The sequence below is a fragment of the Erythrobacter sp. genome (genome assembly GCF_039988855.1).
Taxonomy (GTDB): Bacteria; Pseudomonadota; Alphaproteobacteria; order Sphingomonadales; family Sphingomonadaceae; genus Erythrobacter.
This window is the reverse complement of sequence record NZ_JBDXIY010000001.1, coordinates 138,077-162,892: the sequence shown is the minus strand read 5'-3', so window position 1 is coordinate 162,892 and position 24,816 is coordinate 138,077. Positions and strand designations below refer to the sequence as shown.

The window sequence follows — 24,816 nt, the reverse complement described above, 5'->3', positions numbered from 1 at the left end:
GCTGCGCCGCAGCAATAATGTGGATATGCCCGTTTTGACCTAATTTTGTTTCAGGTGGAAAGCCTGATCGGCGAACTGGCTAGAGACCAATCTGCACACCAAACCACACGGTCCGCGGCACACCAAGGTCGATTGCGCCATTCGAATTGCGAGTGACGATAGTCTCATCAAAGACGTTTTCTGCCCTGGCGATGATCGACACATTATCGCTCAAGGGAACCTGCGCAAACAGGTTGAGCGTCGTTGCTGCGGACAAAATGTCGGTTTCCTGATCGTCTTCAAACTGAGAGCTCACATGACGAAGTGTTCCTGCAAGACGCACCCCTTGCGAGGGCTCCCAAGCCAAAGTCGCCGAGGCGGCAAAGTCTGGCGTTTGCGGTGGGCGATTGCCATCGAGCGCGATCGAAGCCTCTTCACCATCAATTGTTGCGTCGGTGTAAGCCAGAGACGCGTCCAAGCTGACCGTGCCGAAAGCGAGAGCAAGCGTGCCTTCGATCCCTTGCGCATCAATCGCGGGCAAGTTCTGGCGTTGGCGCAAGTTTGGTTGAAGCGTCACGTTCGCAATCGCATCCTTCACTCGGTTGTCGAATGCAGTGAGCGAGAGAGCCACATCGCGTGATGGCTGCCAATCAAAGCCAAGCTCGAAACCCTCCAGCCGTTCATTTTCAAGCTCAGCATTGGCTTGCGTAACAACAGGGAAGACAACGAAAGGACGGTAAAGCTCGTTCAATGTGGGCAAGCGCAGTCCTGTATAAGCTGCAGCACGAAGGCTAAGTCCGCGCGCGGCATTGACGGTCCCGCCCGCGCGCCAACTCACCGCCCAATCTGAGCGGTCAGGCGCAATCGTCTCGCTAACCAAAGAGCCATCAGGATTGACCGCGCGGAAGAAACCATCCTCAATCCGCGTGTGATCTGCCCGAAGACCGCCGGTCAGAACGATGGGTCCGATCGACCAATCATCTTCAAGAAAGAAACCAAGGTTGCTGTTCACCCCGCCTGCGCGGCGACTTTCGGTAAGGTTACCGGTAAAGGCACTGAAAGCATCTTCTTGCAATTCTCCGTCACTGCGACGGTAATCAGTTCCGATCCGTATATCATGACCTTCGGCCACTGGAGGGCGCAGTTCAATCTTTCCGCCAAGCCCAGTCGAAGGTGTGTTGCGCTGATCCAATACCTGAACAAAGCGAGTAGAGCTGATGATGACATTGTTAAAATTGCGCGCCTGCACATAGGCCAGCGCATCAAACTGCCAATCACCGCGGCCAACAATCCGAATGCTCGCATCTTGCCCTTCATGATTGGAATCTGCGCCATCGAGACGCAAGGTCCGGCCTTCATCAAATGCGCTCACTCTTGCCTGAAGTTCGACATCAGAAGAAAGCGGCGCAACCGTGCGCAGTCCCACCTGCCAGCTATCGAATGCAGCCCGAGCGCTGGCTGGCACGCGTTGGTCGTCAGGTGCGGTGAAGAACCCTTGCCCACGATCCCAACGCCCGCTGACAACCGCAAACCCGCCGCCCAGCTTTTGTGCAACCGCGCCGCTCAGCTCTGTTTCCTCGCGGTCATTGACCAAAAGGCTTGCCGTCGCATTGCCTAGGGTTGCTGGCCCTGCGCTCTCCAACTCGATGGTCCCCGCCAATGCGCCAGCTCCAAACGGGCCAGAACCACCGCCGCGTGTTACGCGGATGTTGGACAACGTATCAGGTGAAATTGAAGATAGCGGGATATAGCCAAAGAACGGATCGGCAATCGGCACGCCGTCGAGCAATACCAAAGCGCGACTTGTCGCATTCCCTCCCAGCGCCCTTAGCGTCACGCCTTGGGCGGTAGGGTTGGAAGAGCGGCTGTCCGAACGGCGGAACTGTTGAAATCCAGCGACACCTGAAAGCACATCTTCGATCCGGCCAGAGCCACTTGAGACAATAGCATCGCGGTCAATTTCAACTGTTGAATAGACGATGTTCGATAGCGCGGGTTCGAGCCCTTCACCTGTAACGACAATTTCGGGTTCGCTCGTTTCATCCTGCGCTACCGCTGGAGAAGTGACACACAGAGCAATGAGAGAAGAGGCGGTCAGCCGATAGAGGGTCTTCATGGCCGCAGCGCCTAGCGCCTTCCCCATGCAGTACGCAACCCAAAGTCAGTTGCTTTTTGCAATCATGACTCGCTTTTGCGCTGATCGTGTGGTTACATCTGCACAATTGGAGAGAGAACACCCATGTTGGCAACACCACCCGATTTCGACGTCCTCATCGTTGGTGCAGGTATTTCCGGCATTGGCATGGCCGCGCACATGCAAATGAAAGCGCCAAATCATACCTTTGCGATTGTGGAACGCCGCGAAAATCTGGGCGGGACATGGGACCTGTTTCGTTATCCCGGCATCCGTTCAGACAGCGATATGCACACGCTGGGTTTTGATTTTGAACCATGGCGGCACGAGAAAACCATCGCCGATGCGCCCGCCATCCTCGAATATCTCAACAAGATCGTCGATGATCGCAATATCCGCGAACGCATCCGGTTCGGCCACAAGGTCATCAGCGCAAACTTCCGCGAAGACGAAGCGCGTTGGCATGTCGAAATGGAATTGGGTGACGGTTCTCGAACGCAGCTTACCGCTAACTTCCTTTATCTCGGCTCTGGCTATTACGACTATGACGAACCGCATGATGCAGGCTTTGAACTAGGCGAATTTGAAGGCCAGGTGCTGCATCCGCAGTTTTGGCCAAAGGACTTGGACTATACCGGCAAGAAAGTTGTTGTGATCGGATCGGGGGCGACCGCGGTCACCATCGTTCCATCCATGTCGGACAAGGCCGAAAAAGTCACAATGCTTCAACGCACACCGACATGGATGTTTGCGCGGCCAGCAAAAGACGGCATGGCGAATTTCCTTCGCAAAATCCTTCCCGAACGTGTCGCCTATGCGATTACACGGTTCAAAAATATCCGCTTCCAGGATTTCGCCTTTAAGCAAGCCCGCAATAAACCCGATAAGGTCAAAGAGGCGCTCTTTAAAGGTATCGAAAAGTCGCTTGGCCCTGATTATGACAAAGCCACCTTCACGCCGCCTTACGACCCTTGGGAACAACGCCTATGCCTTGTTCCCGACGATGACTTGTTTGAGGCGATGAAGGCGGGCAAGGCTGAGATTGTCACAGATCATATCGAGGCATTCGAGAAGAACGGCATCCGCCTCAAATCGGGCAAACTGCTCGAGGCTGATATCATCGTCACCGCAACAGGACTGAAACTCGCTATTGCAGGCAAAATCGCGGTCAGCGTGAACGATGAAGCCGTCGATTTCTCGAAAGCCTATTATTACAAAGGCTGCATGTATTCCGACCTTCCAAACCTTGCAGTGGTGTTCGGATATATCAATGCCAGCTGGACCCTGCGCGCCGATATCAATTCGGACTACGTCTGCCGGATCTTGAATGAAATGCGCAACAGCAGGACCAATATCGCCAACCCGGTGATGACGCCCGCAATCAATGCAACCATTCAAGACGAGGATATCTTCGCCGACTTTTCAAGCGGGTATCTTGAACGGTCAAAAGACATCAATCCTAAGAATGCGACCGAATATCCCTGGCGGCTTAATCAGGAATATGTCCTCGATAAGAAACGCATGGCGAGCGACCCCGTCAATGATGGCGTTCTGATCTTTAGCCGCGCAGGCGCCAACGCGCAAAATGCGGATGAGCAGCTTGAGGCTGCGGAATAAATTGGCCGCTTAGGATTGGATTTCATGGGGTATTTGCCGTAAGCAAGATCCCATGAGTTCTCCCGACAACAGCCAAGCTAAAATATGGACCGCAGGCCTCGTCATTATCGGCGATGAGATCCTTTCCGGACGTACACACGACAAGAACATCGGACAGATCGCCAGTTGGCTCCAGGTCCAGGGCATTCGTCTTGCAGAGGTCCGCGTGGTGGCCGATGACGAAGACAAGATCGTTGCCGCGGTAAACGCCCTTCGCGCAGAAAACGATTATCTCTTCACAACCGGCGGAATTGGCCCAACCCACGATGACATCACCGTTGATGCCATCGCCAAGGCGCTGGGCGTTGAGGTCGTAATCCACCCAGAGGCGCGCTCTATGTTGGAGGGATATTATTCTGAACGCGGCGGCCTTAACGAAGGGCGTCTGCGCATGGCCCGTGTACCCGAAGGCGCCGAGTTGATCCGTAATAAGAAATCGGGCGCACCCGGCATTCGCCATGGTAATATCTTCGTGATGGCAGGCGTTCCGCACATCACCGCAGGCATGCTGGATTCGCTTACCGGAGAGCTTGAAGGCGGCGCGCCTCTGCTCTCAGAAACCGTGGGTTGTTGGACCGCCGAGAGCGAAGTCGCCGGACTCCTTCGCGAAGTCGAAGAGGCGCATGAAAATTGCCAGATCGGCTCCTACCCCTTCTTTCGCGAGGGCCGGGTCGGCGCGAACTTCGTGATCCGCTCCACCGATGCGGAGACTGTGAAGAGCGCTGTCGATACGCTCACCGATGGGCTGGCGACCAATGGCTTGGACTTCACACCGGGCGGGATTTAAGCGCGGGATGTAGGAGCGGAGAGCATGCCTGTCGAATTGAGACCCGATTGGGAATTGGCGTTTCAAAACTCGCCTTATTGGCTGAGATTTGAAGGCAGCGAAGGCAATCCAAGCTCCAAGCAAAGCTATGTCACGATGTTCACGCGCAGCTATGACCGCGCGAGAACTTTAACGCGGGCGCTGTTTGGAGAAACTCCTCCAATCAGCATTTTAGCCGCCGACCCAGACCCCGCGAGGATACTGGGCGCAGAGCGCCATGGCTGGCAAACTGGGTCCGCTTGGCAGCATTTGGAGGAATTGCTTCGTCACTCAACCGAAAACGCAATCGCATCTTGGTCGGGTTTTTTCTGGCCGATGGATCGCGAGGATGAGGAAGCGGAAAAGTCGCAACATCGCGCCTTGCAGCTAAGCTGGGACCAAACAGACGTGTTGCTTTGGAACCAAATAGCGGCAGATATGGGCGTATCACCTCAGGCTCCGGTGCAATCCAAGCTGCTTGATCCAACCCGTGGTCTCATGCTGCATGCTTATGATGATCGCGGGCTGGACATAATTGCCTTGGGAGGCGGTCAATTGGACACCCTCTATCGAGAGTACAATAACTGGCTGCTTGATTATGACCGCGAGCGCATGAAAGCTATATTCGAAGGTTAGATGGCCTTCCGCTAAAGCGAGCTTTCCCAAAACCCCAACATATCTTCGCGGAATTGATCGGCGAGCGTTCCGCTTGATCCAAGCTGCGCACCTGTCACCATAAAGCCTGCTTTCGCCGCATAGACCAAAAAGTCGCGGTCCGTGCCCGCTGGATTGGCCGTGCCAGTGATCGGATCAATGAAAGCGCCCGCATCGTCAATGTAAACCGTAGGTGCCCGCGGGGCGACGGTGGCGGTGGGGAAGGTCTCCATCCCTTGCTGCCTGTCATAGGAATGGTGTGCGCCTTCATACATTTTGAAAGTCAGGTCGCCCGAACTCGCCAGCCGGATCGCCTGCGCATAACCTTGCGCTTGTTGGGGGGAGCACCATTCGTCCTGCTCCCCGATCACGATGCGCATGGTCACGTCGCCAATATCGGGGTTCAGGAATTGCTGCCCCGCCCATGGGTAAACGCCGTAGACCGTTTTGATGGCCTCGCCCTCGCCAAGCACTGTGCGCTGCATCGCCTTCATCGCGGCTTGAACCACTGCGGCCCCGCCTCGGCTGTGGCCTTGCACGCCAATGCGCGATGCATCCACCTCTGGCCGCGCGGCCATGGTTTTAACGGCGGCAAGCACATCATAAGCGCTGGCGGCGAAAGAAAACTGGGTTTGATCGTCATAGGTGACAGCCACCGAGCGCGCGCCAAACGGGTCAACGATAAAGGCTGCATAACCCGCCGCGCACAAGGTTTCGGTGTGCATCAGATGGCTTTCCGCCACGCCAACACTTCCCGGCACGACAATCACGCAAGGCAGCGGCGACCCGTCATGGTCCGGCGGCAGGAATAGCTTCCCGTCGATTGTGATCTTGGGAACATCAGCCCCATTTAAAATGTCATGAAAGTTCGCTGGTCCCGCGCTTTCAAACTCAATCGCCTCGCCAATAGCTCCATTGGCGAAGACGATTTCCCTCTCTAAGAATCTCTCCATAGCCATGATGATACCGCCTGTTTCCAATCGGCGCAAAAAGGGCTGGGAGATCGCTCTCCCAGCCCCTTTTTGTCTTCTAGCGAAGCAAGGAAAGGTGCTTACTTACGCGCCTTCTACCTCGCCAAGATCAAGCTTGAGGCCTGGACCCATGGTCGAGGTCAGCGAGATCTTTTGGACATATTTGCCTCTGGCGCCCGATGGCTTGGCTTTCACAACCGCTTGCGTCAGCGCTTCGAAGTTCGCCTTCAATGCCGCATCGTCAAATGACAACTTGCCGATGCCGGTGTGGATGATGCCCATCTTCTCAACGCGGAACTCAACCTGGCCGCCTTTGGCGTCCTTCACGGCTTGCTCAACGTTTGGAGTAACCGTGCCCAGTTTCGGGTTTGGCATGAGGCCCTTTGGACCAAGGATTTTACCCAAGCGGCCTACGACGCCCATCATATCAGGGGTTGCGACCACGCGGTCAAAATCGAGATTGCCGTTCTGCATCTCTTCCATAAGGTCTTCTGCGCCAACTTTATCAGCGCCCGCAGCGGTTGCTTTTTCAGCGTTGTCGCCGCGCGCAAACACAGCGACTTTTACGTCTTTACCTGTGCCCGATGGCAGAGAGACCATGCCGCGAACCATTTGGTCAGCGTGACGTGGATCAACACCAAGGTTAATCGCCAGCTCAACGGTTTCGTCAAACTTCGCTTTGTGCGTGCGAAGTGTCGTGATGGCTTCGTCAACGGTGTAGAGCTTTTCTGAATCCAGCTCTGCAACGAGTTTTTGCTTTTTCGTTTGTTTCGCCATGATCTTAGCCCTCCACCTCGAGGCCCATCGCGCGAGCGGAGCCTTCAATGATCTTCATCGCGGCTTCGATATCGTTCGCGTTGAGATCTTTCATTTTCGTCTCAGCGATCTCTTTGACCTGAGCTGAGGTGATTTTGCCGACCTTGTTCTTGTTCGGCTCACCAGAACCCGATTTGATCTTCGCTGCTTTCTTAAGCAGGTAAGATGCTGGCGGGGTTTTCGTGGTGAAGGTGAACGAACGGTCTGCGTAAACCGTGATCGTGGTGGGGATCGGAGCGTTCTTCTCAAGGTCCTGTGTGGCAGCGTTAAACGCCTTACAGAATTCCATGATGTTGACGCCGCGCTGACCCAAAGCCGGGCCGATTGGCGGGCTCGGGTTTGCAGTACCAGCTGGCACTTGCAGCTTGATATAGCCTTCGATTTTCTTGGCCATGAATGGCCTCCTTTCGCACTGTTGCCGCGCTCTTTCGAGGGTGGCTCATGTTAAGCGGTCAAACAGTTGATCTAGCGATTAACCTTCCGCGCTGGTTCCCAATTGGGATTCGCGCACAAAACGCGAGGGCGTGCCAATAGCGATCTGCGCCCCTTTAGCAAGGAAAAAAGCCCGTGTGCGCCTCACCATCTGACCCACTGAAATCCAAAGCTTCTAGGGCACTGAAGCAGGAAACGGCCCTCAATCGTGACGCAAGCCTTCGGGTTCATCAAAGTCATCAGGGAAATTGACCTGCCATCCCAGCTCGCGCTCAAGGCTAATCCTAACCTCATAGGCGAGAGTTCGGCCTCCAGCGCCATTGGTGAGGACGACCACGCCGTCGCCCGTGTGCGGATGCGCTTCGAACCAGCTCTGATAGCTGTTGTTCGAACCGCCATGATGAATGACATGCTTTTCGTCTGCACCGTTCACACGTGGGCCAAGGCCATGCCAACTGTTTGGTTGCCGCGTGAACATGGCGGTCCGTAGCTCTTCCGAGAGAAAGCCATCATTGGTGAGCAAAGCGCTTAAGAATTTGCCCATATCCGCAGCGCTTGTCCAAAGACCCGAGGCAGCCACTTCGGGCATAGACTCATAACCGCGAGGAAGTGCTGCTGGTCGCCCCTCGCGGCCATGCGCATAGGCGATATTGCCATAATCCTCGGGCAAGGGGTTGGCGAATGTGCTGCGCGACATGCCGAGAGGATCGAACACATATCGCCTTGCCGCCTCTTCATAGGTCTGCCCGGTCACATCGGTAACAACCAGTTGGCTGATGGTGATACCGCCGCCTGAGTATTTCATCGCGCTGCCTGGCTCGAACAAGATTTCGATCGGATCATGTTTGGCAGGAGAAGCACCGTTCAAAGTCTGGATCACTGTCGGAAGCCGCTCACCCGGATCAAAGTCCCCAAATCCGTGCAGATTGATGCCCGCTGAGTGGGACAGCAAACGGCGAAGGGTGACTTTCTGCGTCCGCGTGAATTCAGATTGCGGAATCTTCCATGAAGAAAGGTAAGTGTTAACGTCAGCATCAAGGTCCAACACACCCTCGTCGACGAGCCGAAAGATCAAAGCAGCATTGACGAGCTTGCTCACCGACCCTGCCGAAAACACTGAATTCTCATCCACTGGGATCGCTTTGCCGGCAACGGCAGTTCCGAACCCTCCAGCCCAGTCGACTTTCCCATTTTTGATGACCGCAACAGCGACGCCGGGAGTGTTTGCCTCCGCCATACGCTCCTCGATGGTTTCGCGCATGGGACTTAGCTTCGACCGATCCTCAAGCGGGATCAGGCCCGCGGCAAGATAAGGAATGTCATGCGTTAACGGTTCGTCATCCTGCGCTTGGACCGTTTGAAATTGTGCAAGAATGCCCAGACCAAGGCCTAGGGTCACAACGAGCGAAATAGATAGCTTTTTGATCATCTCATCTCCGAAAAATTTGAAGAGGAGTAGTGCGGCATAAAGAGCCAGCGCTGATCCAATCGGCGGACCATCAACTCGACTAGATGAACTGCATGCCGCGAATTCACAAAACTATGCTATCGAGCCGTCATGGACTGGTTAGGACATAAGCTCACATGCGCTCTCGCGGTTTGCGCCGCATCCTTGCTTTCGGCATCAGGGACAGCGCTTCCTGCGGCCGCTCAGAACTCCGAGGTTAAGCCTGTTAGCGAAGAGCAGCAAAGGCGTATGCCCGAACTTCCCCCCGCAGAATTTGATGAGGGCCTGTCAATCGGCGGAGACGAGATCGATGCCAGCAAGCTGCGCAGCCGCATGACGGTTGAAGTGAACATCAATGGCACTGGTCCACACAGATTCGTGGTCGATAGCGGCGCCGACACTTCGGTCATTGGTCAGAAACTGGCCGCCGAGCTAGGCCTGCCCGGTGCCGGGCCGGTGCTGCTGCACACTATGACCGAAAGCACAGTGGTCGATAGGGTGGAGGTCGACACGCTCGAGCTTGGCCCATCAACCATCAGTGATCTTGAACTCCCCGTCCTCAAAGAAGCGTTTATTGGCGGGGATGGCATGATCGGTCTTGATGCCCTGGTTGAACAGCGGTTGATGCTCGATTTCGACAAGCGGATCATCACGGTCGAGGACTCCGAAGAAGAGCCTGTAAGTTTCGGGCGCAATGAGATTATCGTGACCGGAAGGCTCCAACGCGGGCAACTCATCCTAACCGAGGTTAGGGCGCAAGGCCGCAAGGTCGACGCCGTGATCGACACCGGCACCGAAGTCACCATTGGCAATCTTAAATTGAAAGAAGAATTGATCCGCCGCCAAAGGAGCGGCGATCAGTCATTCGAGATTTTTGGTGTAACCGGCGCCACGGCTGAGATCGAGTTTGCCATTATTCGCCGGCTCCAAATGGGTTCTGTCACCTTTAGCAACGTGCCGATTGCATTCGCAGATGTCCCGCCATTTGAAGTGTTCGGGATCAATGACAAACCCTCGCTGATCCTTGGTACTGATTTGATGGAAAAATTCCGCCGGGTGTCGCTGGACTTCGCGGAGCGCAAGGTGCGTTTTCAACTCAAGCACTGCAGCTCTCAAGTCACAAGAATTCGGACCGTGCGGCATGCATCGCGCCTAAGAGCAACCGAACAAAGCGCATGCGAGTGATGGGCCCGGTTGGCCTTGCCCTGTTTATGGCGGTGGCGAGGTCGTTTCTTTCTTTGGATGGTCGAGAGATCATGGCGACTTGCGACTGGCGCATTTCTTCAGCCTCCACCTGATGCAAACCGATATGGGTGGAATACTGTGACAGCGGTTTCAGGGGTCACGGTTGTTCGGTTGAGAGCTATTACGGCGCTTTTCTTTCAAGCACTTTCGGGTCCGCCTTTTTGGCCAGCTTAGCCTCACGCCGCTTGATCAGCTCAAATTCGGGCAGTTTCATACCCTTTGTCTTGCTGGTGAGGTGGAATTGGCGGCACAGCTCACATTTGTAAGCGCGCAAGGTCACATGCGCATCGGCCGCGACAGCTTCCGCTGCCCCGCGACTGGCAAATCGTTTCTTGCGATTGCAAATGCGCGAGGTGGTTTTCCTTAACCCGCCCCGCACAGCGCTTACTTGACCAATTCGACCTGTTCAAAGTCGAGTTCAACCGGGGTCGCACGACCAAAGATCGATACCGATACTTTGACCTTGGCTTTGTCAAAGTCGAGCTCTTCGACCACGCCGTTAAAGCTTGCAAACGGACCATCGAGAACCTTGACTGAATCGCCGATTTCATAATCGACAGTGATGTCTTGTTTCGGTGCGGCTTTAGCTTCTTCAACCCCTCCGAAGTAGCGGGCTGCTTCGCGCTCGCTGATCGGTTGCGGCTTATTGTTATTGCCAAGAAAGCCAGTTACCTTCGGCGTGTTTTTGACAAGGTGATAAATGTCATCGTTCATGCGCAATTTGGCCAGCACGTAACCCGGCATAAACTTACGCTCGATTTGAACCTTTTTGCCGCGTTTTACTTCGGTCACAGTTTCGGTCGGAACTTCGATTTCCTCGACACCTTCAGACAGGCCAAGGCGCTCTGCTTCCGAGATGATCGCTTCTTTGACCTTGTTTTCAAAACCGGAATAGGCGTGGATGATGTACCAACGAGACATGGAAATTTTGTCCTTGAAATAAAGCGCTTATGCGAGCGTCAACAGGAAGTTGACGACGGCGTTGAATAGGCTGTCGATCCCGAAGAAGAACAGGGAGAGCACCACCATGAAGATAAAGACAAAGATAGCCGTTCGAACCGTCTCTTCACGGGTGGGCCAAACCACCTTGCTGGTCTCGGTGCGAACCTGATTCACGAACTCAGGAACAGAGGTCTTGCGCTTCTTCTCAGGTGCTTTTTGTGCGTCAGCCATTTTTGCCATCTTTCACGTTACGCGTGAGTGTGTCGGTGTATCCGGCTCTCAGGTAGGGCTCATCGCCGCCGGGAACAAGGTCTCGGGTGGGCTCTAATTGCTACCAATGTCGGAATTGAGTCGCGAAATACGGCGAAACGCAGCCTTTGGCAAGAGTATCCAGCATTGATGCTACCATTTCACGCTCGCCCCGCTCATTTTTGCCTAGCCAGCCGAGCTTCGCGGCTTTAGCGTAGCCACTATTCAACCGCGCCCGATACCTGTTGGAAGCAGGCAAGCGAGGCGTCTACGGGAAACTATCGGGGAATTTCTTCAAATGGCAGCCAATCCGCAAGGCGGTAAAAGCTTAGTTGATCACGTCGTAAACGTGTCTGATTTTATCTGGGGCGGCGAATGGAACGGGGAACCCGTCTCTTGGCTTAGCATCGGCGAAGTCGCGGTGCCCCCCATGGTGGTCATCCTGCTGGGCGTCGGTCTCTACATAATGGTTGGCCTCCGGTTTTATCCGATCGTTAAATTCTGGGCGTCGCTCAAAGGATTGTTCGCAAGCCGCAAAGGGAAAGGCGCAGGCGAAATCTCGCCGTTCGCCGCACTCTCCACCGCTTTATCCGGGCAGGTCGGAACAGGAAACTTGGCAGGTGTCGCATTCGCGATTGCATGGGGAGGACCAGGCGCTGTCTTCTGGATGTGGGTCACTGCTATAATCGGCATGGCGCTCGCCTTTGCAGAAGGTTCGCTTGCAATCCGATACCGTGAGAAAACCTCTGACGGGGCATATCGCGGCGGGCCGATGACATATATCATGATGGGCTTGGGGCCGAAATACACTTGGCTTGCGATCATTTTCTGCCTTGGCACATTGTTCTCTGCCTTGGTGACAGGCAACTCAATCCAAGCGAATGAAGTTGCCACTGGCCTAAACGAATTGTTCGGTATCGAACGCTGGGTCGGCGGCCTAGTCGTCGCATTTGCCGTGTTTGTCGTGATCATCGGCGGAATTAAATCCATTGGCCGGGTCGCAGAAAGCGTCGTTCCTGCGATGGCTGCGGCATATATTTTGCTCGCGATTGTGGCGTTGATCCTCAATGCTGGCGACCTGCCAGAGACGTTTAGTCGTATCTTCGCAGGGGCGTTCAACAATCAAGCAGCAGAAGGCGGCTTTGTCGGCGCGCTGATTATTATTGCAATCCGTGCAGGTGTCGCACGCGGCCTCTTCTCAAACGAGGCCGGCCAAGGTTCCACGCCAATCGCGCACGCGGTGGCTCAAACCGATGATCCTGAACAGCAAGGCCGTATGGCGATGCTCGGCACGTTCATTGACACCATCGTGATCTGCACCATGACCGCTCTGGTGATCCTCACCGTGCAGGGCGATTTCACTGGCGGCGGGCAAGCGGTTGATCATGTGTGGCAATCAGACCTCAGCACGGTTGAAACCGCAGGAGTAGCGACCACTATCGCTGCCTATGCGGCGGCCTTCCCGACCCTGATCGCAGGTGTTCCGCTGGGGACGTTGGTGGTGAGCGTTGCGCTCATTTTGTTCGTATTCACGACCTTGCTCACTTGGAGCTATTACGGTGAACGGGCGATCACCTTCATCTATGATCGTGTGCCGGGATCAACCCGCAAGGGTGAGAAAATACTTCACATTATTTGGCGGGTTATTTGGTGCGTTGCGATCTTTGTAGGCGCGACACAACCTTCGCAATTGGTCTGGCGTCTTGGCGACATCTCAAATGCTGCGATGACATTGCCAAACCTTTTGGCACTGATCCTGCTCTCTGGGGTGGTATTCAAATTGGCGCGGGGCGACAAAACGGCAGGCGAGGATCACCATGCCGATACGCCCGAAGAGCCTGAGGAATATTAATTCTTCAATAGCCAGAAACGGAAATGGGAGCGTTCTATTCGCAAGAACGCTCCCAACACCCGGATAAGGGTCCCCCTTTATAAGTTGCGGCCCTTCTAAAGAGCCCTCGAGGGGCTCAAGCACCCTTGATCAACTTCGCTATAAGTCACTGCCCTTATGGCGAGAGCTTCTCAAGCTGGACGTCAAAAGACTGCTTTTCGACGTCAGGCCGCGAGCAGCGATATGAAGGTTTGGCACACAATGATCTTACCCCCAGTTCGATCATCACATGATATCATCATCAGGCTCTACCCAGAGAGATCTAACCTGATACCAAGCCCTTCGAATCGCTGAACTCGGGGAGGAATTTGGCGAGAGGTGAGTGCGCGCGATGTGCAAATTGGCACATCCGGAAAAATGCGTGGCTTAGCGTGGCAACTCCAGAAATTGGGTAGGCGGCAACGCTGATAAGGCTTGGCAGGACGCATTTGGCAAACGCTGCAATCGCAACGCCCTGCAAAAGCGCGATCAATATGATCACCAGAGATTAAATGGATTCCAAAAATGGCAGGGGCACAGAGACTCGAACTCTGGACCTTCGGTTTTGGAGACCGACGCTCTACCAACTGAGCTACGCCCCTACGCGTGGAAGCGGCCTTTAGAACGTGCATTGGCAATAGGCAAGTTCACAATGAACCGGCGCCCCTTTTTGTAACTTCGCCGGTCAATTGCGTGCTGACGCATCCACAGCGCGGTGGTAAGCTTCACCCCATTATGCACGCGCCCCATCACCCTCAGATGCCTATGCCGGTCCCGGTCGAAACCCTGCTGCTTGCCTATCGCAGCGGCATTTTCCCGATGGCAGATAACCGTGAGGATGAAGAGATTTTTTGGGTGGAACCGCGCGAGCGGGCGATTATTCCATTGGAAGGCCTCTACGTCTCTAAATCCTTGCGCAAGGTGCTGCGCTCTGACCGATTTACTGTCACCATGGATCAGGACTTCGAAGCTGTGATGCATGCCTGTGCTGCGCCCCGCCCTGGCCACCCGGAAAGCTGGATCAGCGGCCGGATCGTTGAAAGCTACAAAGGCTTGCACCGGGCGGGTCATGCCCATTCCATTGAATGCTGGGAACATGATGAAGTCAGCACCCGGCGTCTGGTTGGCGGCCTTTACGGCGTATCATTCGATTCGGTTTTTTGCGGGGAAAGCATGTTCAGCCATGCCGACAACGCCAGCAAAGTCGCGCTGTGTTGGCTGGTTGCAAGTTTGAGGGCAGCGAATTTCAAACTGCTGGATTGCCAGTTTATGACAGATCACCTCGCCAGTATGGGCGCGGTAGAGATGCCGCAAAAAGCGTATTTGAAACTGGTTGGGATGGCGCAGAAAAAACCTGAATTAGAACTGTTCGAGGCTTTCACACGGTTCGCACACGCCCCTGCTGCCCCTCACTCTTCTCCGGGAAAGCTCATCGCACAGTCTTTGACCCAAACGTCATAGACCGGGTGCTCAACCACATTAAGGCTGGGGTTCTCCTTAAACAGCCAGCCTGAAAACACGCGGGAGTGTTCATCCTGACCGCGCTCCAATACGTCGAGTTGGACAAACGCGCCTGTCTCTTGCGGAAATTCATATGGCGCGGTGCGCTCACACGCGTCCAGCCGCACAATCACGGGACCTTCTTCGACACTTTCACCGGGACGAAGCTCGAAATCCTGGCTCAGATTGTTGCGTTTGTTGAGAAGACCAATGGTGGCGACCCGCTGTGCCATTGGAGTGGCACCGTCCTCGGCCTCAGCTGCGGCCAAAGCGGCGGCGACTTCATCCGAAGGCGCACTGATCTGCGACGCGTCGTTCTCTGCTTCGCCTTCGTCCGCTTCTGCTCCGAAAAACGAGCTCACCGCTCCGCATCCCGTCAACGCAAAAGCGGCGAGAAGCGGAAGGGTCAAAGAAAGTCTGCGGTTCACAGTCACTAATACTGGCAGGTCAGCCCTCAGGTGCCCACGCTTCGTAATCGCCATCGGCTTTGGCGCGCTTTCCGCCGCGTTCAATCATGCCTTGCGGCAGATACGCATTGGGTGTGCCGGTTGCGTTGGGCGTGTATTCGGCTTCCCACACTTTGGCAGGGGGCAGATTGCTTTCTGGTACATCATCAAATGCACCGTGAAGCCAGCCGTGCCATTCGCTGGGCACGCGGCTTGCATCATTCACGCCGTCATAGATCACCCAGCGGCGCTCTTTCTGCGTGTAGGATCCCGTGTTGGCACCGCCCGTCCCTTTGGAACGGTAATATTTGTTGCCTTCGGCGTCCGTGCCAACATGCTCGCCGCCAACGCGTTTGGCCCACAAGTGCGTACCAAGCGTCGCACCGTCCCACCAAGTGAATATCTTACCTAGGATTCCCATAAGCCAAGCCGTTAGCGGAATTGAGTGAAGAGGCCAAGCGAGAGCTACTACGTGGCCGCGAAAAACTACAAACTTGCGTCTTTCGGGAGTTCGAATTCAACCAAATCACCCTCGCCAATGCCCAATTCCTCCGACAGTCCGCCGCGGATTTCAAACACCGCAATCGACATGCCGCGCGATGTCACACTATCCAGTGAATAAGGAACACCCGCCTCGATGTTCGTAATACGCTTGTTCGGCCCGATAAAAATGATGTCGAGCGGAAGCGGTGTGTTTTTCATCCAGAAGCTGCGAAATTGCGGGGCATATGACGGGAACAACATCCCCTCATCATCGCCCATTTCGGTACGGAACATCATGCCTTTGGCTTGTTCCTCTTGGCTCGCAGCCAGTTCAGTCTTAAAACTGCGTCTCGTGTCACCGCTCACAATCGTTACGTCAATCAGGCGAAGACCGGCTTCCGAGACCTCGGGAGTTGCCGTAGCAGGAGCAGGTGCGGACGCAGTTTCTTGCGCTGACGTGCCATTCGGAGAACACGCCACCAACGCCAAACCAGCCAATGCTGCTGCAATTCTCACCATGAATTTGGACCTTCTTCTTCTCTGGCTTCTTCTTCGGCTTCGATAAGCCATTCGTCTATGCCACCTTCTTCCCGTGCATCAAGGATGAACGCGATGTGGTCGAACTTGTGGCCTGCTCTTAGCATTGCGGCAACCTGTTTGTCGCGGCGCTTGTGGGCGGCCTGCTCGGATACATCCTCATCTATGTGACGAGCGAATGGCCCAAACCCGCGCTTCTTCGCAAGTAAAATGGCCGCGCGCCGTGTCTCTGCCTCATTCGGAGCAGTTTCTTCACGCGTATGCTCATCAACGCCTGCCGCCCAAAGCGCCTGCTCCACCCGCCGCGCGCCATACCCTCTCGCCGTCAAGTCGCGGGTCTTTGAACGTGCATAGGCTCCGTCATCGACATAGCCGAGTTCAATCAGTCTAGCGACAAGAGCGGGGACATCAGGCGTCTGGACCCTGCCTTCTCCATCCTCAGCGACACCGCGTTCGCGAAGCTTTCTCGCAAGGTATCCTTCAAGCTTTGCGCCAGTCGTGGCGAAGCGTGCGCAATAGGATAATGCAAGGTCGCGTAAGGACGTTTCGTCGAGAGGACGCACCTTTTTGCGTTTACGCACACCTTTCGCACCTGCGCGTTCAGAGCCGTTTTCTGCCGAAAACTGGGCATTTCCGCTTGTCTGCGGTGACGTTTTGCTTCCCTCGGAGGTCATTTCGCCTTATTCGTGCCACAGTCCTTATCAAATGAAAAAGACAAAACCCGTTTTAGAGATGTAAATTCACCAAAAATGGGTTGGGATCGAAAGGGTGCGTTGTAACAAGCGCACAGGAAATGACGGGTACTGCAAACACTATGACCGACGCCGCTTTGACGCCGACGCCGAATGACTGTGAATTGCCAAGGATCCGCGCTCAGTTCGCGACCTTTAATGACGCCATCGACTATGCCGCAAAGAGCCGAAAGGGCCTGAACTTCCACGATATGCGTGGGAATTTGGAGCGCGTGTATCCTTATTCAGAGATGCGCGATGACGCCATTCAAATGGCATACCGCCTGATCGCAGCAGGGATTAAACGGGAAGACCGTGTTGCCTTGATCGCTGAGACCGGACCTGAATTCGCCGCACTCTTTTGTGCCTGCGTCTATATCGGTGCATGGCCTGTGCCGCTCCCATTACCTACAAGCTTTGGCGGCAAGGAAAGCTACATCGACCAGCTTGCTGTGCAATTAAACAGTTCAGACCCAGTCGTCCTGATCTATCCGGAAGAGATCGCCGAAATGGCGAGCGCTGCGGCGCAGCGGCAGGAATGTTCCGGCATCAGCTGGCAAGACTTCGCAAAATATGACGCGGTTGAGGTCGAGCTGCCAAAAACTTCACCAGATGACATTTGCTATTTGCAATATTCATCCGGCTCGACCCGTTTCCCAACCGGCGTTGCGGTCACACATGAGGCATTGCTGCACAATCTGTATGGGCATGCGGTATCGATGCAATTGGGTGAAAATGACCGCTGCGTCAGCTGGCTCCCTTGGTATCACGATATGGGTCTGGTGGGTTGTTTCCTGTCACTCATCGCCAATCAGTTTTCAGTCGATCTGCTTAAACCGGATGCCTTTGCGCGCCGCCCGCTGGCATGGCTCGATATGATCAGCCGCAATCCCGGCAACACGGCCAGCTATTCGCCGACCTTTGGCTATGACATTTGCGCCCGCCGCATCTCTAGCCAAACAAATGTCGCGGAACGCTTTGACCTGTCGCGCTGGCGCATTGCGGGGAACGGCGCAGACATGATCCGCCCGGATGTAATGCAAAGCTTCGTCAACGCATTCAGCGATGCCGGCTTCAAGGCATCCGCATTCACGCCATCCTATGGCCTTGCAGAGGCAGTGCTCGCCGTAACGGTGATGCCACCTGGTGAAGGGATTAAGGTTGAGCTGGTCGAGGAAGAGCGACTGTCTGGTACGCCCCGCGACCTCAGCCGCCCTGCCCGTTACCGTGCAATTGTGAACTGCGGCAAGCCGCTGCCCGATATGGAAGTCTTCATCTCTGGCGAGAACGGAGAGCGCCGCGAAGACCACCAGATCGGCAAGGTCTGGTGCCGCGGCCCAAGCGTGATGCATTCCTATTTCCGCAATACCGAAGCGACCGAGGATTGCCTCGTCGATGGTTGGTTGGATACAGGCGATATGGGCTACACCGCTGATGGATATCTGTTCATCGTTGGCCGCGCCAAGGACATGATCATCATCAATGGCAAAAACCATTGGCCGCAGGATATCGAATGGGCTGTCGAACAGCTCCCTGGCTTTAACCACGGCGACATTGCCGCGTTCTCACTAGAGACAGAAAATGGTGAGGAAGCCCCGGCCGTCCTTGTTCATTGCCGCGTTTCCGATCCGGTTGAGCGGGTCAAACTGCGCGAACAGATCGCTGACAAAGTGCGGTCGGTCACCGGTATGAGCTGCGTGGTCGAATTGGTCCCTCCAAGGACACTTCCGCGCACCAGTTCAGGCAAGCTGAGCCGCGCTAAGGCTAAGAAGCTTTATTTGGCGGGCGAGATCGTACCGTTGGAATTGGCGGCCTAACGTCCGGCCCAGTCGGCTCTTACCGGGCCAAAGCTGGGTTCAACTTCTACGCTTACACCGTTATTTCTAAGCCGCTCAGCCGCTTGCTCGGCCTGCGCTTCGGAGCCCGTGAGCACAATCGGCAGGCCCGTGCGTTTTGCCGCCCATTCGATCACCGCCAATGCCTCTGCGCCTTCGCTTGTTAGGCCGTCATCATCAAATTCAACCCCACCGGGCAAATCGCCAACTGGCGGGAGCAATTCGATCACCCAATCTGGCTCCGTCGCGGCAATGCGCATCTCTAACGTCCGGTAGGCAGCAAATTCTGCACCATCCAATCGCACCGCGCGCACTGTCGCACGGCGGCGGGTCGAATCAATCGTCACATCGCTTTCAGGGACACCGGCCACCAAGGAAAGCCGGTTAGCCAGAGCATTTGCCCGCGCTGAGGCTGCTTGTTCCTCGCTTGCCCTAACTGCGGCAAGCTCCGCTTGTTCCGCATCACCCGCACCAGAACCGGTCTCCACCTGCGCTATCGTCAGTTCAACCTCGCGGTCCAATCGCTTGCTCAATGCATCAGCGATTGAGGCATCGGCATCAGAAATAAACTCAGGACTAAACATCGTAGCCGTCACACCAACGGCACTTTCTGAAAAGGCGATATCGAGCTCTGCCAAACGGCCTTCGCCTTCGAATGCATCGGTGATTTCCTCGCGGACAATCCGCTGCGCATTGGCTTCCCAAGCAATGGTCCGAAGCGACAGCCCCAAGGGTACAGCTAACGCGAAGAACACCAGAATAATGACACCGTTTTGGAACTGCGACTGGCGCTGGCTCAATCGGCCTTCGAACCCGTAGAGCTTGGCAAGCCCCCAAGCGGTAAGAGCGATGGTCACAAGGTTGGTAACGTAAAGCAGGAGTGCGCCGGAAAATACTGTCCAGTTAAAGGTCGCTAGACCAAAGCCGACGACCGCCAACGGCGGCATCAAGGCGGTTGCGATGGCAACCCCGACAATGGCGTTGGCCCTGCCCCTGATCATCGCATATGCGCCTGCAAGCCCGGAAAACAGCGCAACAAACAGATCGAACAAATTCGGCTGAGTGCGTCCGGCGATCTCTGGAGTTATGGTTGTAATAGGTGAGAAAAAGACCAGGAGAAAGCAAAGGAATACGGCCAACACGCTGCCCCAAAAGAGCGAGCGACCGGCCTGTTTGAGCCATTGATAATCGCTTATCGCAATTGCGAAGCCGAGACCAATAATCGGTCCCATAAGCGGCGATAAAAGCATCGCGCCAATCACCACTGCAGTTGAAGATTGCAGCAAACCGATAACCGCAATCCCTGCGCTCATTGCGGTCATGAAAAGATAGTGTTCCGACATGGCGCATTCATCGCGGCGCTTTTCGATGACATCATCGTGCTCCACCGCTCCGATCACATCATCGCGCCACCAACCGCGGAAGGTCGCTATAACGCGCATCAGGCCATAACGGCTTTGCGTTGCGGCCCTTACCGCTTCACCTGCACTGTCCACTTTGCCAAAAACTGCGCCCGGTTCAGGCGCGCCGCCTTCGGGAGCAGGGGCCTTGCCCGGGTGGTTTTCCGTGGTTTGATTATTGCCCTGATCTGTCACTTTGCCCCCTCTGCCTAACAAGGTTAGAGCCAATCTTCGGCAAACAAAAGCGCGAAAGCGGAACTCCTGCTCGCAAAAGCATGGACGAACGGAGCGGAAACGGGCAGTCTTGAAGAACGTGTTTTAGATGCCTAATACAGTAGTGTAAGCAAGGCCGCCTTATGCGGTGGTCAATGAGGGAGCGACAATTTTTTCGCCATGAGCACCGAGACAACACCTGAGCCGAACGTTTCAGCACCGACCAAAACGGCTACCGATTTTGAACTCACTCCGCCCACCCCTGTGCCCCATGTGGCCCCGGAAAAGGCATCGGGCCTTGTGCCGGTCCCAACCGAACAGCAATCGAAGCTGGAATCGAAAGCCGACGCTTTTGTGAATGACCTGATCTCGGTTGACGCAAACTCGCCCGAATTTGGTGCGAAGGTCGATCAAATCACCCGCATGGGTCAGGAACAAATTCGCGCAGCCGCTGCGCATTCCAACCGTTTCCTTGATCGTCCCGTTCGCGCAATGGACGCAGATAGCGGCGTTGGCAGCGATTTGGCCGAACTTCGCCGCACGGTTGAAGATCTGGACCCGGGTAAAAAGAGCAAGTTGCTTGAACCGCGCCGCCTGTTTGGGATCATCCCATTTGGCAGTAAGCTCAAGAACTACTTTGACAGCTACACCAGTAGCCAAGGCCACATTCAGGCGATCCTAGAACGGCTCGAAAACGGCAAAAAAGAGCTCCACATGGACAATGCCGCGATCGACACCGAACGCGCGAAATTGTGGGAAGCAATGGGCGAGTTGGAACAGATGATCCACATCGCCAAGACGCTCGATGCAAAGCTTGAAGCCAAGGCTTTGGAATTGGATGCGAGCGATCCCGAAAAAGCGAAAGCTCTGCGAGAGAGCGCCTTATTCTATGTTCGCCAACGCACCCAAGATCTGCTCACCCAAATGGCGGTGAGCGTTCAAGGCTACCTCGCGCTTGATCTTGTTAAGAAAAACAACGTTGAGCTTGTCAAAGGTGTCGACCGTGCCGGTACCACCACCGTTGGCGCACTGCGCACCGCTGTGACAGTTGCCCAAGCGATGACCAATCAACGTTTGGTTCTGGGTCAAATCACCGCGCTCAACCAAACGACAAGCGATATTATCGATTCCACCAGCACTCTGCTGCGCGAACAGACCGGACAAATTCATGAGCAAGCCGCCTCCAGCACTATCCCGCTCGAAACGCTCCAACGCGCATTCCAGAACATCTATGACACCATGGATGAAGTCGATGACTTCAAGGTTCGCGCCCTCGATAGCATGAAGCAAACCGTCAACGTGCTTTCTGATGAGGTGGAAAAATCCAAAGGCTATATCGCGCGCGCCGAAGGTCAGGCACAGGCGCAAGCCAAGGTTGCAACCGAACCGTCCTTGCTTGCTTTGGATAGCTAATGCCCGACAGCACACGCGAAACTGATCAAATCATGCGAGCGGCAAACCTGTCGCTCGACGCCAATCGCAATGGCGGCGTGCATCGCCGTGCAGCCTCGATTGGCGCCGGCTCTGCTATCGCAAAACGCAAAGTTTGGATGAACCGTGCAAAATATTTCGCAGGCGCGGTTCTCACCATTATGGTCAGCGCGTCAGTAGCGGGCATTGTTCTCGATGGAATTGGGTTTACCGGGGTGATGATGGCTGCACTAGCCGTAATGGCGGCGGCGTTCGTCTTTACCAAATTTCCCAAGATCAAAATTCCAAAACGCTCTGAACTTAAGCAAGGCAACCCCAAGCAAATGGTAACGCGCGTCGAGCTTTGGCTCGAAAATCAGCGCGAAGGCCTGCCGCCGATTGCTGCGACAATTGTCGAGAAAATGGGCGGTCAATTGGATGCGCTCGCTGCGCAGCTTGAAACGATGGATGAAGCCCACCCGGCCATGTCCGAAGTGCGCGAGCTGGTGGGAGATTACATCCCAGAGACCATCGACAATTACCGCAAGATCCCCGCGCATTTGCGTTCAGAAGAGCACGCAGGCGGCACTGCCGACGACCGTTTGGTTGAGAGCCTCTCCAAGCTTTCAGGCGAATTGGACCGTGTGACCCGGCGACTGGCCGAGGGCGCAATGGACGATCTGGCGGTGAAATCGCGCTATCTCGACTACCGGTTTGGCGGAGATGACCTTCTCGAAGACGGCTCTGGAATGCCTGATACGGGCGTTCCATTGCCTGATCTAACACCAGCGACAAAAGCCAAGGGGTAAAAGGTGCGGATAGCGCTTCCCCATAAGCTTGGCCGCGAAGAGGTCCGCCGCCGTATGCATAGCCATGCACATGAGATCGGCAGCTATTTACCTCCCGGCATGGCAAGCGTGGAAACACAGTGGCCCCAAGAGGATCAGATGGACCTGTTCATCACCGCCGCTGGACAGCAAATCGAGGGCAGTATCGACATCACCGATGAAACGGTTGTGATCGAAATCGACCTACCTGCCATGCTGGGCTTTCTGCGCGGCAAACTTGAAAATGCAGTGCGCAAACAAGGTGGTAAGCTGCTCGAATAGGCAGCTCAAATAGACTGCGCAGACCCTGTTGTTTGCCAAAGTATAGCCTTCAAACGCTGCGCGTGAGCAAAGTCACCTTTGCTTCACTGAAATCAAGAGCATCGATGCTGGAGGCGAGAAGACATTCTCCTTCTTCCCCAAGGATCACTCCTGTCCCAATCCCAGCAGCACTTTTCACCGTGCCCGCAAGAGGAAGCGCTAGCAAGGCATCCGGATAAGCTTGCTCAATTTGCAGTCCAGGGGCGCCTTCAATGCGATCAAGCCGGAATTGCGCTCCATCGATTAGCGTTTCCCCGCGGGTTTCAAGGGAGCCTTTAAGATTAGCGGGAAACGGCGCACCAGATACAACAGCCAAGGCGCGTTCAAGATGCAGTTCTCTGGGCCGGCCATAATCATACAGCCGAAAAGTGGTATCGCTGTTCTGCTGCACTTCGACCAGAGACAAGCCCGGACCAATGGCATGGACGGTACCCGGAGTAAGGTGAAAAATATCGCCTGCCTTGACATCATGCCAAGTCAAAAGCTCTTCGATTGTGCCATCTCTGGCCGCTTTTCCAATTGCCTGCGGGTTGATTTCTTCATTGAAGCCAATTGCCAATTGCGCGCCGGGTTGCGCATCCAGAATAAGCCAGCATTCCTCCTTGCTGTCCTCACCATCCTGCATCGTATCTTTGCCCGGATGGACCTGCACAGACAATTTTTCACTGGTGAATAGATATTTGACCAGAAGATCATTCATTTCAGGCGGAGGCTCAAACCAAACCTCTCCGATCCGCTGTCCTGCTGGCGCTCTGAAAGGGACCGGCAATTCCTCACAGCCCCAGACTTTTTCAACCATACGCTTGGACAGTTTGCGGACAAACGGGGCCGAATTGGCGCGATCTTCTTGCCGATCTATCATTGGTTGGCCGCGCCAGGGAGTTTCCCTACCTTCTGTGCGCCTTCCCGCGTGGTTACGAGGACCTCCCCATTGGCAACAACTATGCAGACATCCTGCAATCCGACGGCCGACACACGCAGACCATCGCTCATTACTGTTACGTTCTGGCAATCGATTAGGTCGACGCTTCCTTTAGAAACGTTCCGTTGTTCCGCACCATCGCTGTGTTCAATCAAGGCGTCCTGTAACGCGGCCCAGCTGCCAATATCCGACCACCCCATATCGGCAGGCACCATTGCGGCCCGATCTGAATTTTCCATAACAGCGTAGTCAACAGATTCGCCCTCAATCGCTGCAAAGCTCGCCGCATCGGGGTGCACGGTTGATCCATCGTTCGACGCGCCAGCGATTGAGAGTTTAACTGCATCAGCCATGGCGGGGCGATGTTTTGCCAAAGTATCAAGAAACGCACCGGCGCGAAACGCGAAGATCCCGCCGTTCCAACTATACTCGCCGCTCGCAAGATAGGTTTTAGCGCGGTCCAGATCGGGCTTCTCAACAAATTCGCCAATCGCAAATCCGCTTCCAAGAGCCTCGCCTTGACGGATATAGCCATAGCCGGTTTCCGGGCGATCGGGCGTAATCCCAAAAGCAGTAAGGTAATCCTGCGAAGCCAGCGCACCTGCCGCGACAGACACGTCACGAAAACTCTGCGCGTCAGCGATGTAATGATCGCTAGGGCATACCAGCATAATGTCATCGGGCGCGAGCATTGCTGCTGCCAATGCAATTGCAGGAGCGGTGTTCTTGGCCTCTGGTTCAACAATCAATCGGTGCGGCGTCTCACCCAATTGCTCTTTAATTAGGCCCGTATGCGCACTGCCAGCAACGATGATAGGCGGAGCAAAGCGATCATCCACGGCGACACGTTCAATCGCTTGTTCAAACAGGCTGGTGTCTCCGACAAGCGGAAGAAAGGGTTTGGAACGCGATTTCAAGCTCAATGGCCAAAGCCGAGTGCCGCTGCCGCCGCATAAAATTACCGGGTGGATCACATGTATTCCTATCTTTG

The 24,816-nt window shown here is 55.1% G+C and carries 24 protein-coding genes and 1 tRNA gene; 10 read left to right on the top strand and 15 right to left on the bottom strand.

Translation table 11 applies throughout. The annotated features are described in order from the left end of the window. Positions 1-79: 79 nt before the first annotated feature. A complete protein-coding gene (locus tag ABJ205_RS00760; protein WP_348159524.1) occupies positions 80-2,095 on the bottom strand; it encodes a TonB-dependent receptor in 2,016 nt (671 codons plus the stop codon). Between the two features lie 123 nt (positions 2,096-2,218). Between ABJ205_RS00760 and ABJ205_RS00755 the strand changes: the two genes are divergently transcribed. From ABJ205_RS00755 to ABJ205_RS00745, 3 genes are read left to right on the top strand one after another with little or no spacing between them, the layout of a single operon-like run. After that, complete coding sequence (locus tag ABJ205_RS00755) at positions 2,219-3,730, top strand: NAD(P)/FAD-dependent oxidoreductase (RefSeq protein WP_348159522.1); 1,512 nt, start codon at positions 2,219-2,221, stop codon at positions 3,728-3,730. Between the two features lie 52 nt (positions 3,731-3,782). Further along, positions 3,783-4,556: a molybdopterin-binding protein gene (locus ABJ205_RS00750; protein ID WP_348159521.1), complete on the top strand. Its 774-nt coding sequence runs from the start codon at positions 3,783-3,785 to the stop codon at positions 4,554-4,556. 24 nt (positions 4,557-4,580) lie between these two features. After that, positions 4,581-5,210, top strand: coding sequence for a DUF3885 domain-containing protein (locus tag ABJ205_RS00745; protein WP_348159519.1), 630 nt, complete (start codon positions 4,581-4,583; stop codon positions 5,208-5,210). A gap of 11 nt (positions 5,211-5,221) precedes the next feature. On the opposite strand, the gene ABJ205_RS00740 is transcribed toward ABJ205_RS00745, so the two are convergent. The 4 genes from ABJ205_RS00740 to ABJ205_RS00725 form a co-directional block, all read right to left on the bottom strand. Then, positions 5,222-6,187, bottom strand: coding sequence for a dienelactone hydrolase family protein (locus ABJ205_RS00740; RefSeq protein ID WP_348159517.1), 966 nt, complete (start codon positions 6,185-6,187; stop codon positions 5,222-5,224). Between the two features lie 96 nt (positions 6,188-6,283). Continuing rightward, positions 6,284-6,976, bottom strand: coding sequence for a 50S ribosomal protein L1 (gene rplA / locus ABJ205_RS00735; protein WP_348159515.1), 693 nt, complete (start codon positions 6,974-6,976; stop codon positions 6,284-6,286). Between the two features lie 4 nt (positions 6,977-6,980). After that, a complete protein-coding gene (gene rplK / locus ABJ205_RS00730) occupies positions 6,981-7,409 on the bottom strand; it encodes a 50S ribosomal protein L11 (RefSeq protein ID WP_348159513.1) in 429 nt (142 codons plus the stop codon). A 240-nt stretch (positions 7,410-7,649) separates the two neighbouring features. Beyond that, on the bottom strand, positions 7,650-8,876 hold the full coding sequence (locus ABJ205_RS00725) for a serine hydrolase domain-containing protein (protein WP_348159512.1): 1,227 nt from the start codon (positions 8,874-8,876) through the stop codon (positions 7,650-7,652). 129 nt (positions 8,877-9,005) lie between these two features. Between ABJ205_RS00725 and ABJ205_RS00720 the strand changes: the two genes are divergently transcribed. Beyond that, on the top strand, positions 9,006-10,079 hold the full coding sequence (locus ABJ205_RS00720; protein WP_348159510.1) for a retroviral-like aspartic protease family protein: 1,074 nt from the start codon (positions 9,006-9,008) through the stop codon (positions 10,077-10,079). Positions 10,080-10,523: 444 nt separating this feature from the next. Here the strand turns inward: ABJ205_RS00720 and nusG are convergent, their stop codons facing one another. Further along, on the bottom strand, positions 10,524-11,060 hold the full coding sequence (gene nusG / locus ABJ205_RS00715; protein ID WP_348159506.1) for a transcription termination/antitermination protein NusG: 537 nt from the start codon (positions 11,058-11,060) through the stop codon (positions 10,524-10,526). 27 nt (positions 11,061-11,087) lie between these two features. After that, positions 11,088-11,312: a preprotein translocase subunit SecE gene (gene secE, locus ABJ205_RS00710; RefSeq protein ID WP_348159504.1), complete on the bottom strand. Its 225-nt coding sequence runs from the start codon at positions 11,310-11,312 to the stop codon at positions 11,088-11,090. Between the two features lie 316 nt (positions 11,313-11,628). Between secE and ABJ205_RS00705 the strand changes: the two genes are divergently transcribed. Beyond that, entirely contained in the window at positions 11,629-13,182 is a 1,554-nt protein-coding gene (locus ABJ205_RS00705) for an alanine/glycine:cation symporter family protein (protein ID WP_348159503.1), read from the top strand. Between the two features lie 544 nt (positions 13,183-13,726). Here ABJ205_RS00705 and ABJ205_RS00700 read toward each other — a convergent pair. Beyond that, positions 13,727-13,802, bottom strand: a tRNA-Trp gene (locus ABJ205_RS00700). A gap of 133 nt (positions 13,803-13,935) precedes the next feature. Here ABJ205_RS00700 and aat point away from each other — a divergent pair. Further along, positions 13,936-14,661 carry a leucyl/phenylalanyl-tRNA--protein transferase gene (gene aat, locus ABJ205_RS00695; protein ID WP_348159501.1) on the top strand — a complete coding sequence of 242 codons (726 nt, stop codon included), beginning with the start codon at positions 13,936-13,938 and terminating at the stop codon, positions 14,659-14,661. Here aat and ABJ205_RS00690 read toward each other — a convergent pair. The 4 genes from ABJ205_RS00690 to ABJ205_RS00675 form a co-directional block, all read right to left on the bottom strand. Continuing rightward, a complete protein-coding gene (locus ABJ205_RS00690; RefSeq protein WP_348159499.1) occupies positions 14,610-15,062 on the bottom strand; it encodes a DUF2155 domain-containing protein in 453 nt (150 codons plus the stop codon). The two genes, aat and ABJ205_RS00690, sit on opposite strands and share 52 nt — an antisense overlap. An 85-nt stretch (positions 15,063-15,147) precedes the next feature. Then, on the bottom strand, positions 15,148-15,567 hold the full coding sequence (locus ABJ205_RS00685) for an NADH:ubiquinone oxidoreductase subunit NDUFA12 (RefSeq protein ID WP_348159498.1): 420 nt from the start codon (positions 15,565-15,567) through the stop codon (positions 15,148-15,150). A gap of 65 nt (positions 15,568-15,632) precedes the next feature. Continuing rightward, positions 15,633-16,148 (bottom strand): DUF192 domain-containing protein, encoded by a 516-nt coding sequence (locus tag ABJ205_RS00680; RefSeq protein ID WP_348159496.1) that lies wholly within the window; start codon positions 16,146-16,148, stop codon positions 15,633-15,635. Then, a complete protein-coding gene (locus ABJ205_RS00675) occupies positions 16,142-16,840 on the bottom strand; it encodes a regulatory protein RecX (RefSeq protein ID WP_348159494.1) in 699 nt (232 codons plus the stop codon). The genes ABJ205_RS00680 and ABJ205_RS00675 overlap by 7 nt, the downstream gene beginning before the upstream one ends. 140 nt (positions 16,841-16,980) lie before the next feature. Here ABJ205_RS00675 and ABJ205_RS00670 point away from each other — a divergent pair, with 140 nt between their 5' ends. Beyond that, entirely contained in the window at positions 16,981-18,714 is a 1,734-nt protein-coding gene (locus ABJ205_RS00670) for a fatty acyl-AMP ligase (protein WP_348159591.1), read from the top strand. Here the strand turns inward: ABJ205_RS00670 and ABJ205_RS00665 are convergent. Then, positions 18,711-20,327, bottom strand: coding sequence for a TIGR00341 family protein (locus ABJ205_RS00665; protein WP_348159492.1), 1,617 nt, complete (start codon positions 20,325-20,327; stop codon positions 18,711-18,713). The two genes, ABJ205_RS00670 and ABJ205_RS00665, sit on opposite strands and share 4 nt — an antisense overlap. A gap of 198 nt (positions 20,328-20,525) precedes the next feature. Here ABJ205_RS00665 and ABJ205_RS00660 point away from each other — a divergent pair, with 198 nt between their 5' ends. The 3 genes from ABJ205_RS00660 to ABJ205_RS00650 are packed head-to-tail and all read left to right on the top strand — an operon-like array spanning position 20,526 to position 22,864. Beyond that, positions 20,526-21,758: a toxic anion resistance protein gene (locus ABJ205_RS00660; protein WP_348159490.1), complete on the top strand. Its 1,233-nt coding sequence runs from the start codon at positions 20,526-20,528 to the stop codon at positions 21,756-21,758. Continuing rightward, positions 21,758-22,564, top strand: a complete 807-nt coding sequence (locus ABJ205_RS00655) for a hypothetical protein (protein WP_348159488.1) — start codon at positions 21,758-21,760, stop codon at positions 22,562-22,564. Before ABJ205_RS00660 ends, ABJ205_RS00655 begins: the two co-directional genes overlap by 1 nt. A gap of 3 nt (positions 22,565-22,567) precedes the next feature. After that, complete coding sequence (locus tag ABJ205_RS00650; protein ID WP_348159486.1) at positions 22,568-22,864, top strand: polyhydroxyalkanoic acid system family protein; 297 nt, start codon at positions 22,568-22,570, stop codon at positions 22,862-22,864. A 49-nt stretch (positions 22,865-22,913) separates the two neighbouring features. Here ABJ205_RS00650 and ABJ205_RS00645 read toward each other — a convergent pair whose 3' ends face one another. Both ABJ205_RS00645 and ABJ205_RS00640 read right to left on the bottom strand, forming a co-directional pair. Continuing rightward, entirely contained in the window at positions 22,914-23,765 is an 852-nt protein-coding gene (locus ABJ205_RS00645) for a class I mannose-6-phosphate isomerase (RefSeq protein ID WP_348159484.1), read from the bottom strand. Next, positions 23,762-24,805, bottom strand: a complete 1,044-nt coding sequence (locus tag ABJ205_RS00640; RefSeq protein WP_348159589.1) for a mannose-1-phosphate guanylyltransferase — start codon at positions 24,803-24,805, stop codon at positions 23,762-23,764. The genes ABJ205_RS00645 and ABJ205_RS00640 overlap by 4 nt, the downstream gene beginning before the upstream one ends. Positions 24,806-24,816: the final 11 nt, after the last annotated feature.

Coding starts and splice junctions, on each gene's coding strand:
- ABJ205_RS00760 (WP_348159524.1), bottom strand. CDS start 2,095: ATGAAGACCCTCTATCGGCTGACCGCCTCTTCTCTCATTGCTCTGTGT.
- ABJ205_RS00755 (WP_348159522.1), top strand. CDS start 2,219: ATGTTGGCAACACCACCCGATTTCGACGTCCTCATCGTTGGTGCAGGT.
- ABJ205_RS00750 (WP_348159521.1), top strand. CDS start 3,783: ATGAGTTCTCCCGACAACAGCCAAGCTAAAATATGGACCGCAGGCCTC.
- ABJ205_RS00745 (WP_348159519.1), top strand. CDS start 4,581: ATGCCTGTCGAATTGAGACCCGATTGGGAATTGGCGTTTCAAAACTCG.
- ABJ205_RS00740 (WP_348159517.1), bottom strand. CDS start 6,187: ATGGCTATGGAGAGATTCTTAGAGAGGGAAATCGTCTTCGCCAATGGA.
- rplA (WP_348159515.1), bottom strand. CDS start 6,976: ATGGCGAAACAAACGAAAAAGCAAAAACTCGTTGCAGAGCTGGATTCA.
- rplK (WP_348159513.1), bottom strand. CDS start 7,409: ATGGCCAAGAAAATCGAAGGCTATATCAAGCTGCAAGTGCCAGCTGGT.
- ABJ205_RS00725 (WP_348159512.1), bottom strand. CDS start 8,876: ATGATCAAAAAGCTATCTATTTCGCTCGTTGTGACCCTAGGCCTTGGT.
- ABJ205_RS00720 (WP_348159510.1), top strand. CDS start 9,006: ATGGACTGGTTAGGACATAAGCTCACATGCGCTCTCGCGGTTTGCGCC.
- nusG (WP_348159506.1), bottom strand. CDS start 11,060: ATGTCTCGTTGGTACATCATCCACGCCTATTCCGGTTTTGAAAACAAG.
- secE (WP_348159504.1), bottom strand. CDS start 11,312: ATGGCTGACGCACAAAAAGCACCTGAGAAGAAGCGCAAGACCTCTGTT.
- ABJ205_RS00705 (WP_348159503.1), top strand. CDS start 11,629: ATGGCAGCCAATCCGCAAGGCGGTAAAAGCTTAGTTGATCACGTCGTA.
- aat (WP_348159501.1), top strand. CDS start 13,936: ATGCACGCGCCCCATCACCCTCAGATGCCTATGCCGGTCCCGGTCGAA.
- ABJ205_RS00685 (WP_348159498.1), bottom strand. CDS start 15,567: ATGGGAATCCTAGGTAAGATATTCACTTGGTGGGACGGTGCGACGCTT.
- ABJ205_RS00680 (WP_348159496.1), bottom strand. CDS start 16,148: ATGGTGAGAATTGCAGCAGCATTGGCTGGTTTGGCGTTGGTGGCGTGT.
- ABJ205_RS00675 (WP_348159494.1), bottom strand. CDS start 16,840: ATGACCTCCGAGGGAAGCAAAACGTCACCGCAGACAAGCGGAAATGCC.
- ABJ205_RS00670 (WP_348159591.1), top strand. CDS start 16,981: ATGACCGACGCCGCTTTGACGCCGACGCCGAATGACTGTGAATTGCCA.
- ABJ205_RS00660 (WP_348159490.1), top strand. CDS start 20,526: ATGAGCACCGAGACAACACCTGAGCCGAACGTTTCAGCACCGACCAAA.
- ABJ205_RS00655 (WP_348159488.1), top strand. CDS start 21,758: ATGCCCGACAGCACACGCGAAACTGATCAAATCATGCGAGCGGCAAAC.
- ABJ205_RS00645 (WP_348159484.1), bottom strand. CDS start 23,765: ATGATAGATCGGCAAGAAGATCGCGCCAATTCGGCCCCGTTTGTCCGC.